Origin of the sequence: Microbacterium sp. NPDC080220 (genome assembly GCF_040686395.1) — a bacterium.
In the GTDB taxonomy this organism is placed as follows: Bacteria; Actinomycetota; Actinomycetes; order Actinomycetales; family Microbacteriaceae; genus Microbacterium; species Microbacterium gawkjiense.
The window spans coordinates 153,794-170,700 of the sequence record NZ_JBFBOP010000006.1 but is presented as its reverse complement, the minus strand read 5'-3'; the positions used below and the strand labels follow the sequence as shown (position 1 = coordinate 170,700).

Here is a 16,907-nt window from a genome sequence, read left to right as displayed (position 1 = left end):
CCGCATTCCCGCACGCGCGGAGGATGCTCTCGCGCGCCCGGGTGCCGGACGGTCAGGCGGGGGAGGCGGCGCCCGAGACGGGGATGCGACCCGTGCGGACGATCCGGTCGAGCAGCGAATCGAAGTCGGCGGCGAGTTCCTGCGCGGAGTCGCCGGGCCAGATGTGCAGCGGCTTCGCCGCACCCTGCGCCTGCTGCAGGGAGGTGCGCTCGGGGAGCTGGGGGGTCAGCACGAGCGGCCCGAACATGTCGCGCAGTTCCTTGATGCGGAACTGGTGCTCGATGGACTGCGGACGGACGCGGTTGACGACGATGCCGAGGGGCTGCAGGCGGGGGGACAGGCCGCGGCGGATCTCCTCGATTGCGCGGAGCGCACGGTCCGCTGCCGCGACGGAGAAGAGACCCGGCTCGGTCACGACGACGACGCGGTCGGATGCCGCCCACGCGGTGCGCGTGAGGGCGTTCAGCGATGGCGCGCAGTCGATGAGCACCAGGTCGTAGTCGGCCTCGATGGTCGCGAGGGCCTCCTCGAGCTTCCACACGTCGCGGACGCTCGGGTGCGGACCGTCGAAGTTGATCGCGGAGGGGCTGCCGATCATGACGTCGATCGTGCCGGGGTGCACCTTCGCCCAGCCGCTCGAGGTGATGGCCTGACGGACCACCTTCTCCTTGGGGTTGGCGAGGACGTCGGCGACGTTGAGCCGACCCGCCACCTGGATGTCCATGCCCGTCGACACGTCGGACTGCGGGTCCAGGTCGACGACAAGGGTCCGCACCCCGCGCGCGAACGCCGCGGAGGCGAGGCCCAGGGTCACGGTCGTCTTGCCGACGCCACCTTTGAGGGAGCTGACGGAGAGTACGTGCACAAGCGACCACGTTACCGTCCCCTAGGCTGTGAGGGTACTCAGCCCGTACCTCGGCGGCCCCGACGGAGTGGCCCCGCACCCAGTGAGGTGAAGAGCATGTTTCGCAAGATTCTGGTCGCCAATCGCGGAGAGATCGCCATCCGCGCATTCCGCGCCGCGTATGAGCTCGGGGCGCGGACGGTCGCCGTCTTCCCGTATGAAGACCGCTACTCGCTGCACCGGCTGAAAGCCGACGAGGCGTACCAGATCGGCGAGGTGGGCCACCCCGTCCGCGCGTACCTCGACGTCGACGAGATCATCCGCGTCGCGCTCGAGAGCGGCGCCGATGCGATCTACCCGGGCTACGGATTCCTGTCGGAGAATCCCGAGCTGTCCGCGAAGGCCGCCGACCATGGGATCGCCTTCATCGGTCCGTCCTCGACGGTGCTCGAGATGGCCGGCAACAAGGTCACCGCCAAGCAGCACGCGATCGCCGCGGGTGTGCCGGTGCTGCGTTCGACGGAGGCGTCGGACGACATCGACGCGCTGGTCGCGCAGGCATCCGATATCGGCTTCCCGATCTTCGTGAAGGCCGTCGCCGGCGGCGGCGGTCGCGGGATGCGGCGGGTCGAGCACCCCGACGCCCTCCCGCCCGCGCTGTCGGAGGCGATGCGCGAGGCGGGCAGCGCATTCGGGGATCCGCGTGTCTTCCTCGAGCAGGCCGTGCAGCGGCCGCGTCACGTCGAGGTGCAGATCCTCGCAGATGCGGCGGGGAACACGGTCCACCTGTTCGAGCGCGACTGCTCGGTGCAGCGTCGCCACCAGAAGGTGGTCGAGATCGCACCCGCGCCGGGCCTCTCGGACGAGATCCGCCGCGACCTCTACGCGTACGCCGTCGCGTTCGCGAAGTCCATCTCGTACGTGAACGCGGGAACCGTCGAGTTCCTCCTCGAGACCGCCGGTCCCCGCGCGGGCGAGGTCGTCTTCATCGAGATGAACCCCCGCATCCAGGTCGAGCACACCGTCACCGAAGAGGTCACCGACGTCGACCTCGTGCAGTCGCAGATGCGCATCGCCGCGGGCGCGACCCTCGAGGACCTGGGCCTGCGCCAGGAGCAGATCCACCTGCGCGGCGCCGCCCTGCAGTGCCGCATCACGACGGAGGATCCCGCGCACGGCTTCCGCCCCGACACCGGCAAGATCACGACCTACCGCTCGCCGGGCGGTGCCGGCATCCGTCTGGACGGCGGGACGACCGCGGCCGGCTCGCAGATCAGCCCGCACTTCGACTCCATGCTGGCCAAGCTGACGTGCCGGGGGCGCGACTTCGAGGCCGCGGTCGTCCGCTCCCGTCGCGCGCTGGCGGAGTTCCGCATCCGCGGTGTGTCGACGAACATCCCGTTCCTGCAGCGGGTGCTCGACGACCCGGCCTTCGCCGCCGGCGACCTGAGCACGGCGTTCATCGACGAGCGGCCCGAGCTCGTGCAGGGTCGTGAGTCGAAGGACCGTGGCTCCAAGATCGTGTCCTGGCTCGCGGACGTGACGGTCAACCGTCCGAACGGTGACAGCCCCGTCCACACGGACCCCGCCGCGAAGCTGCCGGTCGTCGACCTGAATGCAGCCCCTGCCCCCGGGTCGCGGCAGCGTCTGCTCGAGCTCGGCCCGAAGGGCTTCGCCGAGGCGCTCCGCGCGCAGGACGGACTCGCCGTCACGGAGACGACTTTCCGCGACGCGCACCAGTCCCTGCTCGCGACCCGCGTGCGCACGAAGGACCTCGTCCGCGTCGCCCCGCACGTCGCCCGGCTCACTCCGCAGCTGCTGTCGGTCGAGGCGTGGGGAGGTGCGACCTACGACGTCGCCCTCCGCTTCCTCGGCGAGGACCCGTGGGAGCGTCTCGACGCCCTCCGCTCCGCCCTGCCGAACGTCGCGATCCAGATGCTCCTGCGCGGTCGCAACACGGTCGGCTACACGCCGTACCCGACGAAGGTCACGGATGCGTTCGTCGCGGAGGCCGCGGCATCCGGTGTCGACATCTTCCGCATCTTCGACGCGCTCAACGACGTCAGCCAGATGCGGCCCGCGATCGAGGCGGTCCTCGCCACCGACACCGCCGTCGCCGAGGCGGCGATCTGCTACACCGGCAACCTGCTCGACCCCGCCGAGGACCTGTACACGCTCGACTACTACCTGCGCCTCGCGGAGCAGGTCGTGGACGCCGGCGCCCACATCCTCGCGATCAAGGACATGGCGGGGCTGCTGCGTCCGGCTGCCGCGGCGCGGCTCGTGTCGGCCCTGCGGGAGCGCTTCGACCTGCCGGTCCACGTGCACACCCACGACACGGCCGGCGGTCAGCTGGCGACACTCCTCGCGGCCAGTGCGGCCGGAGCGGATGCCGTCGACGCGGCCGCCGCGCCGATGTCGGGCACGACGAGCCAGCCCTCGCTGTCGGCGCTGGTCGCCGCGCTGGCGGACACGGAGCGCGACACCGGACTCGACCTGCAGGCGGTCTCGGACCTCGAGCCGTACTGGGAGGCGGTCCGCAACCTCTACGCACCGTTCGAGTCGGGTCTGCCCGGCCCCACCGGGCGCGTCTACCACCACGAGATCCCCGGCGGCCAGCTCTCGAACCTGCGTCAGCAGGCGATCGCCCTCGGGCTGTCGGAGGACTTCGAGCTCATCGAGGACATGTACGCCGCGGCCAACCGGATCCTCGGCCGGGTCCCGAAGGTCACGCCCTCGTCGAAGGTCGTGGGCGACCTCGCCCTGCACCTCGCGGCCGTGAAGGCCGACCCGGCTGACTTCGAAGCGAACCCGGAGAAGTACGACGTGCCGGACTCGGTCGTCGGCTTCATGGCCGGCGAGCTCGGCGACCTGCCCGGCGGCTGGCCGGAGCCCTTCCGGTCGAAGGTGCTCGCGGGACGCTCCGTGAAGGTGGGCGTGACCGACATCTCCGCAGAGGATGCCGCGGCTCTCGACGCGGACTCGGCGACGCGACGCGAGAAGCTCAACCGGCTGCTCTTCCCCGCTCCGACGAAGGCGTTCCATGAGGTCCGTGACACGTTCGGCGACCTCAGCGTCCTCGACACCATCGATTACCTGTACGGGATGAAGCCGGGCCAGGAGCATGTGGTCGAGATCGAGCGGGGCGTGCAGCTCTACGTCGGTCTTGAGGCGATCGGCGAGGTCGATGACAAGGGGATGCGGACGGTCATGGCGACCCTGAACGGTCAGCTGCGCCCGGTCACCGTCCGCGATCGCTCGGTCGCCGTCGAGGCCCGCCAGGCCGAGAAGGCCGACACGTCGAAGCCGGGTCAGGTCGCCGCACCGTTCTCGGGTGTCGTCACCGTGAAGGCCGACGAGGGCGCGAAGGTGCGCGCGGGGGAGCCCGTGGCATCCATCGAGGCGATGAAGATGGAGGCGGCCATCACCGCCCCCATCGACGGCGTCGTCGAGCGCATCGTCATCGCCCCCACCGCGCAGGTGGAGGCGGGTGACCTTTTGCTCGTCGTCCGTCCCGCGGACTAACCTGGTGCGTCGGGCTTTGCGAGGCCCCAGATCCACCAGGAGTGACCCCCGTGATGCGTGAGCGCGACAACGAGATGTCCGAGGGCGTCGACAACGGTGTGCTGGAGCGCACCGACAACCTCGAGACGACCGGCATCGGCATCGTCGACGGGACGACGGCCCAGATCGACCTGACGCTCCCGGCGCTCGCGGACGATGACGACGACTACGTCGACGACGACGACATCGCCCCGGTCGGGAATGACGAGGCCGAGCGGACCTCGGACGACGGCCACGACGAGGCATCCGTCGTCTCCGCATCGCGGCCCGAGGACGAGTCTCCTGCCCCGACAGCCGACACCCAGGACGACATCGTCGACGCGGAGGTCGTCCCGGCGACGGTCCCGCCGGCGACGGGGGTGACTCGGCGTGCGATCCACCATTCCGCGGGAGCCGACAAGCACGCCCTCGAGCGTGTGCGCGGGGTCCGCGTCGACGAGGAACCCCTGCAGTCCCGCCGTCTCGACCAGCTCTCGGCCGACCGCGAGAGCCCGGACCTGCTCACCGCCGATCGGCTCATCGACCGGTCCCGCGTCGCCGCGCCCGAGCCCGAAGGCGCCTGGCAGCGTCTCGTCTACGCCGCGAGCTTCCGTCGGGTCCTCCTCGCGGAGAGCCCGAAGGTCCGCGCACGCAAGGAGCTCGACCGCCGCATCGCCGCGCCGCTCACCGGCGGAGCGAAGTTCGTACCCGTGCTCTCGCGCAAGGGCGGCGTCGGGAAGACGAGTGTGACCACCCTGCTCGGGATGGCCCTCGCCGACGCGCGCGAGGACCGCATCATCGCCGTCGACGCGAACCCCGACCGCGGCACCCTCGCCGAGCGGATCGAGCGCACGAGCGGCAAGACCGTGCGCGACCTCGTCCGTGCGCGCGCCGACGTGAACGGGTTCAACGACCTCTCCGGGATCGTCGCGCGGGACGAGACGCGCCTCGACATCCTGGCCTCCGATGCCGACCCGCACCTGTCCGAGGCGTTCAGCGACCGCGATTACCACGACGTCGCCGCCATCGCCGCCCACTACTACTCGATCGTCCTCACCGACAGCGGCACCGGCATCGTGCACTCCGTCATGGACGCGACCCTCGAGCTCGCCGACCAGATCCTCATCGTCGCCGGACGCAGCGTCGACGAGGCCAAGCTGGCCTCCGAGACGCTGTCGTGGCTCGAGACGAACGGGTACGGCGAGCTCGCCCGCAACGCGGTGGTCGTGCTCAACACCTCCCGGCCGGGGGCGAGCCTCATCAAGCCGAGCGAGCTCGAATCCCACTTCCGCAGCCGCGTGCGCGCGGTCGTGACCATTCCGTACGACGCGCACATCGCGACCGGCGGTCCGATCTCGTTCCGCGAGCTGGCCGGCGCGACGCGCCTCGCCGCCCGCGAGCTGGCGGCCGTCGTCGTCGAGGGGCTGCGCGCGGCGGGAACGGTGCGCTGATGGCGGTCCGTCCCATCCGCCTGTTCGGCGACCCCGTCCTGCGGTCGGTCTGCGCACCCATCGACGACATCGACGAGGGCATCGTCAGTCTGGTGTCGGACTTGGTCGACTCCGTGGCCGAGCCGGGTCGTGCCGGCGTCGCGGCGCCGCAGATCGGTGTCGGCGTCCGCGCGTTCAGCTACAACGTCGACGGTGTCATCGGGTACATCCTGAACCCCACCCTCGAGGTCGCGGGCGATCCGGTGCCGACGGGGGAGGGATGCCTCTCGGTCCCCGGTCTCTGGCACGACGCCCTCCGTCACCCCTGGGCGCGCGTAACCGGCATCGACCTGCACGGTGACGAGCTCGTCATCGAGGGGGAGGGGCTGCTCGCACAGGCGCTGCAGCACGAATGCGACCACCTCGACGGGATGCTGTACCTCGACCGCCTGCCGAAGGACGTCCGGCGCCACGCGATGCGAGAAGTGCGCGAGTCCGACTGGTTCTGACCAGTGCATGTCGAAGGGCCCCGGATCGCCGGGGCCCTTCGACATGTGAGGGGGTGCGGGTCAGTTCCCGAGGGAGATGTTCGTGGTGGACACGTTCGCCTGGTACAGCTCCTCGATGTCGCCGGCGAAGTCCGAGAGGATCACGTTCCGCTTGATGCTCATCTTCGGCGTCAGGTGACCGGATGCCTCGGTCCACTCGGTGTCGAGGATCACGAACTTGCGGATCGACTCCGCGCGCGAGACCGCCTTGTTGGCCCGGTCTACCGCGGACTGCACCTCGGCGAGCACCTTCGGATGCGCGATCACCTGCGACATGGGCATGTCGGCGGCGAGTCCGTTGTTGGACATCCAGGTCGGCAGCATCTCGCGGTCGAGCGTGACGAGGGCGCCGATGAACGGCTTCTGGTCGCCCACGACGACCACCTGCCCGACGATGGGGTTCGCGCGGATGGGGTCCTCGAGGACGGCGGGGGCGACGTTCTTACCGCCGGCCGTCACGATGATCTCCTTCTTGCGCCCCGTGATGGTGAGGTAGCCCTCGGAGTCGAAGGTCCCGATGTCGCCCGTGCGGAACCAGCCGTCGTGGAAGGCCTCCGCGGTCGCCTCGGGGTTGCGCCAGTACTCCTTGAAGACGTTGATGCCGCGGACCTCGATCTCGCCGTCCTCGCCCAGCCGGACGCCGACGCCGGGGAGCGCGGGGCCCACCGTGCCGATCTTGGACTTCGTGGCGAGGTTCACGGTCGCCGGCGCGGTGGTCTCGGTGAGCCCGTAGCCTTCGAGGATCTGCACGCCGAGGCTGTGGAAGAAGTGACCGAGGCGCGGCCCGAGCGGCGCCGATCCCGAGACGGCGTGCGTCACACGCCCGCCCATCGCGGTGCGCAGCTTGCTGTAGACGAGGCGGTCGAAGAGCGCGAACTTGATCTTCATCCCGAGCGGGATCTTCTCGCCGTCCTGCAGGCGGCGGGAGTGCTCGACGGCGACGGCGGCCGCGGCCCGGAAGATCTTGCCCTTGCCGCCGGCCTCCGCCTTCTGCTCGGCCGAGTTGTAGACCTTCTCGAACACGCGTGGCACCGCGAGCAGGTACGTCGGCTTGAACGAGCCGAGTCCGGCGAGCAGCTTCGTCGTGTCGGGCTCGTGGCCCGTCTTCACCCCGGCGTGGATGTTGAGGATCGAGATGAACCGTGCGAACACGTGCGCGAGGGGGAGGAAGAGGAGGGTCGCGGCCCCGGGCTGCTCGACGACCTCGTGGAGCGCCTTGGCGGAGTTGCGGGAGAGCTCGACGAAGTTCTTGTGGGTGAGGACGCAGCCCTTGGGCCGGCCGGTCGACCCCGACGTGTAGATGAGGGTCGCGATGTCGTCGGCGTTGGCCAGCGAACGGCGGCGCTCGATCTCGTCGTCGGTGATCTCGGTGCCCCGTGCGCGCAGGCTGTCGAGGTCCCCGGTGCCCATCGTCCACACCTCGCGCACGAGCGGGACCTCCGAGCGGATCTCGGCGACACGCTCGGCGTGGGTCGCGTTCTCGACCACCATCGCGACGGCGCCCGAGTCGGCGAGGATCCAGTTGATCTGCGACGCGGAGCTGGTCTCGTAGACCGGCACCATGACGGCTCCTGCGAAGAAGAGCGCGAAGTCGACGAGGGTCCAGTCGTAGGTCGTCCGTGCAAGGAAGGCGACCTTGTCGCCGGGCTGGATGCCGCTGGCCGCGAATCCCTTCGCGAGCGCGATCACCTCGCGGTGGAACTCCGCTGCGGTGACGTCTCGCCATCCGTCCCCGTCCGGGACGGCGAACAGGGCCAGCGACGGCGTCGCCCTCACCCGTTGGACGAGGATGTCCGAGGTGTTCGAGGTCGGGTCGGCGGGCACGACGGCGGGGACGTCGAATTGTACGGCGCTCATGGGGCGGCAACTCCTTCGGTACCGGGTGGCGTCAGGTGCGACCGAGTCTAGGCCATCGTGAGCCTCGATCCCACGGCCGCGGCGGCCCGTCGCACCCCGTTAGACTCACGGATGCCGTGCGCCCGCACGCGCGGAGGGGAGTGGTGTGCTCAACGTCGGCATCGACATCGGTGGGACCAAGATCGCTGGAGGCATCGTCGACCCGGACGGCACGATCGTCGACCGGCGCCGTGTCCCCACCCCCGCCGATCCCCACGCGCTGGCGGACGCCGTCGCCGCCATGGTGGACGACCTCGTCACCGACCGGGTGGTGCACGCCGTGGGCGTGGCCGCGGCCGGCTTCATCGATGCGAGCCGGTCCGTCATCCTGCACGCCCCGAACATCGACTGGACCGACGAGCCGCTCCGCGACGAGCTGGAGCGACGCATCGGACGTCCCGTCACCCTCGAGAACGATGCCAACGCCGCCGGGTGGGGTGAGTTCCGCTTCGGTGCCGGTCGGGACGTCCGCGACATGGTGATGGTCACCCTGGGCACGGGCGTGGGCGGCGCGGCGATCATCGACGGCGAGCTGCTCGTCGGCGGCAACGGCATCGGCGGCGAGCTCGGCCACATCCGCTTCGAGCGCGGCGGCCGCCCCTGCGGCTGCGGTCAGAACGGATGCCTCGAGCAGTACGCGTCGGGGCGTGCCCTGCAGCGCGAAGCGGCGGACATCGCCGCATCCGGCGCCCTCGGCGCGGGCCTCGCCGCCGCGCGGACCGCCGACGGGATCGTGCCGGCAGCGGCCATGGCGCGACTCATCGCGGACGGCGACGCCGGCGCCCTCGAGGCGGTCCACCGCGTCGCGACGGCCCTCGGTGAGGCGTGCGGCGGCTTCCAGGCCGTCCTCGACCCGGCCCTGTTCGTCATCGGCGGCGGTGTCGCCGACCTGGGGGAGCGGCTCCTCCACCCGGTGCGCGAGGCCTACGCGACGGCGCTGCCGGGCTACGGCGAGCGGCCGGTCGCATCCTTCGCTATCGCCACCCTCGGCAACGACGCCGGCCTGATCGGCGTCGCCGACCTCGCAGGAGGCCGGGTCTGAGATGGTCTACTGGGTCCTGAAGTACCTCATCATCGGACCGATCGTGAAGGCGATCTTCCGTCCGTGGATCGTGGGTCGGAGCAACATCCCGGCGACCGGGGCCGCCATCATCGCCAGCAACCACCTGTCGGTCAGCGACTCGATCTTCCTGCCGCTGATGATCGACAGGCCGATGTCCTTCCTCGCCAAGAGCGACTACTTCACGGGCAAGGGGCTGAAGGGCTGGGCCACCCGCGTCTTCATGCAGGGCACCGGCCAGATCCCGATCGACCGCACGGGCGGCAAGGCCTCCGAGGCATCCCTGAACACCGGACTCCAGGTGCTCGGTCGCGGCGACCTGCTCGGGATCTACCCCGAGGGCACCCGCAGCCCCGACGGCAAGCTGTACCGCGGTCGGACGGGCCTCGCGCGGATGGCGCTGACGGCGCGCGTCCCGGTGATCCCGGTCGTCATGATCGGCACCGACGACGTCATGCCGATCGGCCGGTCGATCCCGCGGGTCGGGCGGGTCGGCATGGTCATCGGCGAGCCCCTCGACTTCAGCCGCTTCCACGGCATGGAGTCCGACCGCTTCGTCCTGCGCTCGGTGACCGACGAGATCATGGTGGCCCTTCAGCGCATGGGGGAGCAGGAGTACGAGGACGTCTACGCCTCCACCGTGAAGCACCGGCGCCCGGCATCCGCTTCCTGAGCTCTCGCTGCGCCGTCGCGGCCCCCGTCATACGGCCGGGGGCGCCGTCCGCCGCCGCTAGAATTGGCGGATGCCCACTCCTCTCGACCACTGGCGCTCGCTCCCGATCAAGCAGCAGCCGTTGTGGCCCGACGCGGATGCGGTCGCCGCCGTCTCCGCCGAGATCGCGACCCTTCCGCCCCTCGTCTTCGCCGGCGAGGTCGACAACCTCCGCGCCCGCCTGGCGAACGCCGCCGCGGGCCAGGCTTTCCTGCTGCAGGGCGGCGACTGCGCCGAGACCTTCGCGGGTGCCACGGCGCAGCAGATCCGCAACCGCATCAAGACGGTCCTGCAGATGGCGGTCGTCCTCACCTACGGCGCATCGATGCCGGTCGTGAAGATGGGGCGCATGGCGGGTCAGTTCGCCAAGCCGCGCTCGAGCGACACCGAGACGCGCGGCGACGTCACCCTGCCCGCGTACCGCGGCGACATCGTCAACGGCTACGACTTCACCGAGGCCTCGCGCACCGCCGACCCGCACCGGCTCCTGAAGGGGTACCACACCGCGGCGTCGACTCTGAATCTCATCCGCGCCTTCACGCAGGGCGGGTTCGCGGACCTCCGCGAGGTGCACAGCTGGAATCAGGGCTTCGCGAAGAACCCCGCGAATCAGCGTTACGAGCGTCTCGCGGGCGAGATCGACCGGGCCATCAAGTTCATGGAGGCCGCGGGGGCGAACTTCGACGAGCTGCGCGGCGTGGAGTTCTACACCGGTCACGAGGGTCTGCTCATGGACTACGAGCACCCGATGACGCGCATCGACTCGCGCACGGACACGCCGTACAACACGTCGGCGCACTTCCTGTGGATCGGGGAGCGTACCCGCGACCTCGACGGCGCCCACGTCGACTACTTCTCGAAGATCCGCAACCCCATCGGCGTCAAGCTCGGACCGAGCACGTCGCCCGAGACCGCCTTGGCCCTCATCGACAAGCTCGACCCCGAGCGCGAGCCGGGGCGGCTCACCTTCATCACGCGGATGGGCGCCGGCAAGATCCGCGACGCCCTCCCGCCGCTGCTGGAGGCGGTGAAGGATGCCGGTGCCACGCCGCTCTGGGTGACCGACCCGATGCACGGCAACGGGATCACGACGCCGACCGGCTACAAGACGCGTCGCTTCGACGACGTCGTCGACGAGGTCCGCGGCTTCTTCGAGGCGCATCGCGCGGTCGGTACGTTCCCGGGCGGCATCCACGTCGAGCTCACGGGCGATGACGTGACCGAGTGCCTGGGCGGTTCCGAGATGATCGACGAGGCGACCCTCGCGACGCGTTACGAGTCGCTGTGCGACCCGCGCCTGAACCACATGCAGTCGCTCGAGCTCGCCTTCCTCGTCGCCGAGGAGCTCGGCAACCGCTGACGAGGCGACACGAGGGCCCGGCCGTGATCGACCGCCGGGCCCTCGTCGTTGGCGAAGAACGGGTGCCGGGGATCAGCCGAAGGGCTGGAATTGCGGTGTGAGGCTGACGGTCGTCCCGGGGCGCTGCAGCGTCCCGCCGTCCGGCGTCATGGCCTGCACCCGGTAGACGTCCCAGTAGCGTCCGCCGAGCGGGAGTTCGAGGTCCTCGATGTTCGGGTTGACCTTGAAGCCGGCCGACTGCAACCGGTCGACGGCGGTGCGCACCGTCTCGCCGACGACGTTGGGCACCTCGACGGGGCGCGGGCCGTCGGAGACGACCAGCGTCAGCTTCTCGCCCTGCTGCCAGGAGCCGCCGCCGGGTCGATCGGCGACGCGGATGACGAGGTCGTCGGCGACGTCGTTGCTGTACTCGCGGGTCTCCTCGACCTCCATCCCCACGTCCCGGAGGGTCTTCGCGGCCTCGTCCGCCGGCGTTCCGGCGACGTCGGGGAGCGGGCCGAGCGAGACGCGGAGTTCCGCCGTCGAGCCCTGAAGGACCGAGCAGCCCTCGGTGCATTCGACCGGATCCGGCGTTCCCGCCTGAGTGACGTAGACGCGAACGACCCGGTCGGCGGCGAAGCTCGTGAAGTAGTTCTTGGTCTCGGCGACCGTGATGTTGTTCTCCGCCAGGAGCGACTCGGCCTCGGCGCGCGCCCGATCCTGCAGGGCCGGCAACTCGGCGGTGGCGGGACCGGCGGAGATCTGCACCGTCACCGGGGAGTCGCGGTCGACGAACTCGCCGGTGCCGGGGTCCGTCCCGATCGCCTTCCCGGCGGGGACCTCCAGGCTGTGGACGTCACTGCGGCGGGCGACGAGGGTGTTCTCGGCCAGCAGGTCCTCGGCGTCGTCGAAACTCATCCCGACCACCGTCGGGACGGCGACGAGTGAACCGGGACCGCTGCCGAACCACCATCCGGCCAGGCCGGCACCGGCGGCCAGCACGAGGACCACGGCGAGCAGCCAACCGCCCTTGACCGCGTTGCGGTGCGTGCGTCGCCGCAGGCGGGTGGCGTTGTCGACCTCCGTCGTGACGCTCGGTGCCGTGAACGTGCCGGGCATGACGCGGGTCACCTCGTCGGAGTCGAGCGAGTCGTCGACGACGACCTTCGTCCCGGTGGGGGTGGAGCGCACCACCTGCGGGAACACGCCCAGCTGCTTCTCGATCTCGCGCAGGCGGTCGAGCATCTCGCGCGCGTCGTTCGGACGGTCCTCGGGCGAGCGCTCGGTGGCCCACAGCACGAGCTCATCGAGCTGCTCCGGCACGGCGGGGTTCTTCACGCTCGGGCGCGGAACCGAGTGGGTCGCGTGCTGGTAGGCGATCTGCATCGGCTGCTCGCCCTTGTAGGGCTGTTCGCCCGCGAGCATCTCGTAAAGCATGATGCCGAGCGCGTAGATGTCGCTGCGGGCGTCCGCCGTCCCCCGCGTCACCAGCTCGGGCGCCAAGTAGGCGATCGTCCCGAGCAGCATCTGTCCGGTGGCGGTATTCGCACTCGACGCGCGGGCAAGGCCGAAATCGCCGATCTTGATCCGGCCGTCCTCGGCGAGCAGGACGTTCTCGGGTTTCACGTCGCGGTGCACGATCCCCGCGCGGTGCGCCGCCGAGAGACCCGACAGGATCGCATCCATGATCGTGATCGTCTGAGGAAGCGTGAGGCGCCCCTGCTCGCGCAGCAGCTCGCGCAGCGTGATCCCGGGGAGGTACTCCATGACGAGATAGGCCATCTCGCCGTCCTGGCCCTGATCGAAGACGTTGACGACGTGGGGGTCGGCGAGCCGCGCGGCCGACCGTGCTTCCTGGATGAAGCGGTTTTGGAAGACGGTGTCGTCGGAGAGGTGGCCGTGCATCACCTTGAGCGCGACGCGCCGCTCGAGCCTCAGGTCCGTCGCGACGTACACGGTGGCCATGCCGCCTCGGGCGATGCGCCCGCGGACCCGGTACCGGCTGTCGACCAGGCGGCCGATCAGCGGGTCGGTCTGCGGGGTGGCGTTCACGTCAGAAGTCTACGGAGCGGACCCTGCGAGCCCGGGTAACGCCTCACCCCCGGAGCCGGTCGGCCGACGAAATCACCCGTACGTCTCGAGCCAGCGGTACGCCTGCGCCTCCCAGGGTCCGTACCGTTCGGGGTAGGCGGAGATCTGCACGGCCTGGGCCGCGTCGCCGAAGGCCATGTCCTCCCACCCCTCGATGTCGAGCAGGCCGCGGGTCCGGTCGCCGTTGGGGTCCGCGGAGCCGCCGTAGAACGCCGCCGCGGACCGTCGCGGGTCGCGGATCTCGGCCACCGAGCCCCAGCCCGCGCTCGGGCGCTGCTGGAAGAGGCCGACCGAATCGCGGTCGCCGCCGTCGAGGTTGCGGATCCAGGACTCCACCATCGCCGTGGCCAGGGCGATCGCGATGCCGTCGCGCGAGACGCCGCGCTCGCGTCCGACCGCGATGATCGTCTTGACGTTGGCGATCTGCTCGGCGTCCAGGGCGACGGAAGCCGCGCCACTCGAGGCGGGGGAGGGCGCCGCGGCGGTCGGGATGCGGAGCTTCTGTCCCGGATAGATGATCGAGCCCTCGTCCAGGCCGTTGGCGGCGAGCAGGCGCCCGAGGCTGACACCGCTGCGCTGCGCGATCGCCCAGAGCGTCTCGCCCGCGGACACCTCGTGCACGGGGCCGGCCTTCTCGGGTCGGGGTGCGCTGGGGCGGGAGGCGGCGGCAGGAGTGGCGGCCACCGACCTGATCGTCAGCTTCTGCCCCGGGTGGATCATCGTCGACGATCCCAGTCCGTTGGCCCGAGCGAGGGCGGCGACGCCCATGCCGTGGCGGGTGGCGATGGACCAGAGGGTGTCGCCCCGCTTCACCGTGTAGGTGGATGCCGGAGCCGCCGCTGCCGGTGTGCGCCCGGCACCCCGCCCCGAGCTCTTCGGACCGAGACGGAGGACGTCACCGGGTCGGATGATCGACCGCCAGCCCAGGCCGTTCCAGGCCAGGACGTCGGCGGTGCGCACGCCGTTCGCCGCGGCGATGGCGCTGACCGTGTCGCCCCGGGCGACGACGTGGGTCTTCACGGCCTTCCGCGCCGCCGGGCTGCCGACGACGGTGGCCGCGGTGGCGGACTCGGTCGCGGATCTGGCCGTGACGGGTTCCGGGGTGTTCCGCCGGGGCTCCTCGGCCTGTGCCGCGTCCATCGGCAGGAGCGACATCGCGAGTGCTATCGAGCCGATGACGGCAGGGGTGCGCTTGTCGCGCAGGGCGGTGGACAGGAGGTCGTTACGGCGCACAGGTGTTCCTTCGTTCGGTCCCAGCTCGTCGATCCCCCCGCAGAACCGTGTCACGGCCGTGTTGCTGGTGTCAATGGATGAGGCGCATGTGACTGGTGTGATGAACGCCGCGTCGGCGCGGATGCGATAGTGGAGGGGTGAGTTCTGACGCGACCGTGTCCACTGATTGGCTGAGTCTTCCCGAGCTGGTCGAGCTGACCGGCGAACCCCTCGGACGCGTGCGCCGGATGCTCGACGAGCACCAGCTGATCGCGTCGCGGCGATTCGGGGCGCCCCGGGTCCCCTCCGTCTTCCTCGTGGACGGAGCGCCGATCTCCGCCCTCCGGGGGACGATCATCGTCCTGCAGGACGCGGGGTTCTCGGACGACGAGGCGATCGACTGGCTGCTGGCGCCCGAGGACTCGATCGGCGTCGCACCGATCGATGCCCTCCGGCAGGGGCGCAAGAGCGAGGTCCGTCGCGTCGCGCAGTCCTTGGCCTGACCCCTCGCGGGGTCTGACGCCGGGGCGGTCGTCGCTCAGGCGGTGCGAACGGTCGCCGCGCGCGCCAGGTCGCGGAGTTCGCTGACGGCTGCGTGACCCAGGCGTGCGCCGCGGAAGGCACGGTCGGCCTCGGCTGCCCATCCCGCGATCCGATCCTCGACGCGCGCGAGCGCACCGGTGTCGACGATCGTCTGCTGCAGGTGCGACACCTGTTCGGGCGTCAGGTCCCGGTCGCCGATCAGCTCGTCGAAGACGGCGAGGGCCCCCGGTGCCAGGGCGGCCCGGGTGTAGGCGACGAGGAGCGTCCGTTTGCCTTCGCGCAGGTCGTCTCCCACGGGCTTACCCGTGACGGTCGTGTCGCCGAAGACGCCGAGCACGTCGTCCCGCAACTGGAAGGCGAGGCCGACGGGGTGACCGAACGCGGCGAGGGCGGCGTACTGGTCGTCGTCCGCGCCTGCGAGCACCGCGCCGAGCTGGAGAGGATGCTGCACGCTGTAGCGCGCGGACTTCAGCGACGCCACGCGCAGGGCGCGGTCGGGGTGCGTGTCGACGGGCGCGACGACGTGGACCGACTCCTCGGCGATGTCGAGGAACTGACCGACGGTGACCTCCCGGCGCATGCGGGCGAACTCGGCGCGCGCGCGGGCGGCGGCGCTCGGTTCGGCGGCCAGCAGGCCCTCTTCGAGGAGGTCGTCGCTCCACGCCACCAGGAGGTCGCCCAGGAGGATGGCCGCCGACGTGCCGAAGCCCGCCGCGTCGCCCGCCCAGCGGCCTGCGCGGTGCGCCGCCTCCCACGCGCGGTGGGCGGCGGGGCGCCCTCGGCGGGTGTCGGAACGGTCGATGACGTCGTCGTGCACGAGGGCGGCGGCGTGGAAGACCTCCAATGCCGCGGATGCCGCGGTCACGACCTCCGGCACGTGGCCGGGCGCGGGCGCCTCGGCCGTGGCCACCGCGCGCCATCCGGCGAGGCAGAAGCGGGCGCGGAAGCCCTTCCCGCCGGTGGCGGCGGCGGCGCCGGAATCCACGAACGACCGGGCCTCCTCGCCGAAATCCGCGACCGCATCGCGCTGCGCCTGCAGGAACCTCTCGACTCGCTGGGAAACGGCCACGATCGGGTCGGGGGAAGAGGACACGGGCCTAGCCTAGTGATCGCGCGCACGCGTACACTTGATGGACCGACCCGAGGGGGATGCATGCCACTGTCAGAGCAGGAGCAGCGTCTGCTGGACGAGATGGAACGCCATCTCATGCGCAACGACGCCGATGTTGTCAGCGCGGACCGGGGCGCGGCCCCCCTCAGCTATCGCAACATCGTCTACGGGTCCGTCATCGTCCTCCTCGGCATCGCCGGGCTCGTCGTCGGCGTGGCCACATCCCTCGTCGTCATCGGCGTCATCGCCTTTGTCGTGATGGTGGGCGGTGTCGTCCTCGCCTTCACCCCGGCTAAGGGTGCCGCTGCAGCCCGGGCCGCGACGGGGTCGCGCAAGCCGCGCGCCGCGAAGGCGCCGGCATCCGCCTCCTTCATGGATCGCATGAACGACCGGTGGGATCGACGCAACGACGATCGATGATCTGAGTTCCTCCACACCCCTCCACTTCTGAAGCACCGACCTCCGGGTCGGTGCTTTTTTTGTGCCCTCGCAGGGAGCGCGGGCGGGGCCCGCCCGGCGTGGCCGACCCCGATGAGCGCAGACGAGAGCGCATCGGGGCGGGAATCTGTCGCGGAGTG

At 70.7% G+C, this 16,907-nt stretch carries 13 protein-coding genes; 8 read left to right on the top strand and 5 right to left on the bottom strand.

All coding sequences use genetic code 11. From position 1 onward, the window contains the following. Positions 1–52: 52 nt before the first annotated feature. Positions 53–865 carry a ParA family protein gene (locus tag AB0P29_RS11085; RefSeq protein WP_064002359.1) on the bottom strand — a complete coding sequence of 271 codons (813 nt, stop codon included), beginning with the start codon at positions 863–865 and terminating at the stop codon, positions 53–55. Positions 866–961: 96 nt separating this feature from the next. Here AB0P29_RS11085 and AB0P29_RS11080 point away from each other — a divergent pair, with 96 nt between their 5' ends. Genes AB0P29_RS11080 through AB0P29_RS11070 form a run of 3 tightly spaced genes read left to right on the top strand, consistent with a single transcriptional unit; the run spans position 962 to position 6,326 of the window. After that, on the top strand, positions 962–4,369 hold the full coding sequence (locus AB0P29_RS11080; RefSeq protein ID WP_363379787.1) for a pyruvate carboxylase: 3,408 nt from the start codon (positions 962–964) through the stop codon (positions 4,367–4,369). 53 nt (positions 4,370–4,422) lie between these two features. After that, a complete protein-coding gene (locus tag AB0P29_RS11075; RefSeq protein WP_363379836.1) occupies positions 4,423–5,838 on the top strand; it encodes a MinD/ParA family protein in 1,416 nt (471 codons plus the stop codon). Continuing rightward, positions 5,838–6,326, top strand: a complete 489-nt coding sequence (locus tag AB0P29_RS11070) for a peptide deformylase (protein ID WP_363379785.1) — start codon at positions 5,838–5,840, stop codon at positions 6,324–6,326. The genes AB0P29_RS11075 and AB0P29_RS11070 overlap by 1 nt, the downstream gene beginning before the upstream one ends. A gap of 60 nt (positions 6,327–6,386) precedes the next feature. Here AB0P29_RS11070 and AB0P29_RS11065 read toward each other — a convergent pair whose 3' ends face one another. Beyond that, positions 6,387–8,222 (bottom strand): AMP-dependent synthetase/ligase, encoded by a 1,836-nt coding sequence (locus AB0P29_RS11065; protein WP_363379784.1) that lies wholly within the window; start codon positions 8,220–8,222, stop codon positions 6,387–6,389. A gap of 145 nt (positions 8,223–8,367) precedes the next feature. Between AB0P29_RS11065 and AB0P29_RS11060 the strand changes: the two genes are divergently transcribed. The 3 genes from AB0P29_RS11060 to AB0P29_RS11050 all read left to right on the top strand — a co-directional run bounded on the left by AB0P29_RS11060 (position 8,368) and on the right by AB0P29_RS11050 (position 11,393). Continuing rightward, entirely contained in the window at positions 8,368–9,303 is a 936-nt protein-coding gene (locus AB0P29_RS11060; protein WP_363379783.1) for an ROK family glucokinase, read from the top strand. Between the two features lies 1 nt (position 9,304). Then, complete coding sequence (locus AB0P29_RS11055) at positions 9,305–9,994, top strand: lysophospholipid acyltransferase family protein (RefSeq protein ID WP_064002354.1); 690 nt, start codon at positions 9,305–9,307, stop codon at positions 9,992–9,994. Positions 9,995–10,064: 70 nt separating this feature from the next. Next, positions 10,065–11,393 carry a class II 3-deoxy-7-phosphoheptulonate synthase gene (locus tag AB0P29_RS11050; protein WP_363379781.1) on the top strand — a complete coding sequence of 443 codons (1,329 nt, stop codon included), beginning with the start codon at positions 10,065–10,067 and terminating at the stop codon, positions 11,391–11,393. Between the two features lie 72 nt (positions 11,394–11,465). On the opposite strand, the gene pknB is transcribed toward AB0P29_RS11050, so the two are convergent. Both pknB and AB0P29_RS11040 read right to left on the bottom strand, forming a co-directional pair. Continuing rightward, the gene (pknB, locus tag AB0P29_RS11045) at positions 11,466–13,424 is read right to left on the bottom strand and encodes a Stk1 family PASTA domain-containing Ser/Thr kinase (protein WP_363379779.1); all 1,959 of its coding nucleotides are present in this window, start codon (positions 13,422–13,424) and stop codon (positions 11,466–11,468) included. A gap of 72 nt (positions 13,425–13,496) precedes the next feature. Next, positions 13,497–14,696 carry a LysM peptidoglycan-binding domain-containing protein gene (locus tag AB0P29_RS11040; protein ID WP_363379777.1) on the bottom strand — a complete coding sequence of 400 codons (1,200 nt, stop codon included), beginning with the start codon at positions 14,694–14,696 and terminating at the stop codon, positions 13,497–13,499. 155 nt (positions 14,697–14,851) lie between these two features. On the opposite strand from AB0P29_RS11040, the gene AB0P29_RS11035 reads away from it, so the two are divergent. Next, a complete protein-coding gene (locus tag AB0P29_RS11035) occupies positions 14,852–15,178 on the top strand; it encodes an Rv2175c family DNA-binding protein (RefSeq protein ID WP_217531338.1) in 327 nt (108 codons plus the stop codon). A 35-nt stretch (positions 15,179–15,213) separates the two neighbouring features. Here AB0P29_RS11035 and AB0P29_RS11030 read toward each other — a convergent pair whose 3' ends face one another. After that, positions 15,214–16,311 (bottom strand): polyprenyl synthetase family protein, encoded by a 1,098-nt coding sequence (locus tag AB0P29_RS11030; protein WP_359919216.1) that lies wholly within the window; start codon positions 16,309–16,311, stop codon positions 15,214–15,216. A 60-nt stretch (positions 16,312–16,371) separates the two neighbouring features. Between AB0P29_RS11030 and AB0P29_RS11025 the strand changes: the two genes are divergently transcribed. Next, a complete protein-coding gene (locus AB0P29_RS11025) occupies positions 16,372–16,749 on the top strand; it encodes a DUF3040 domain-containing protein (protein ID WP_217531274.1) in 378 nt (125 codons plus the stop codon). The last annotated feature ends 158 nt before the right edge of the window (positions 16,750–16,907 follow it).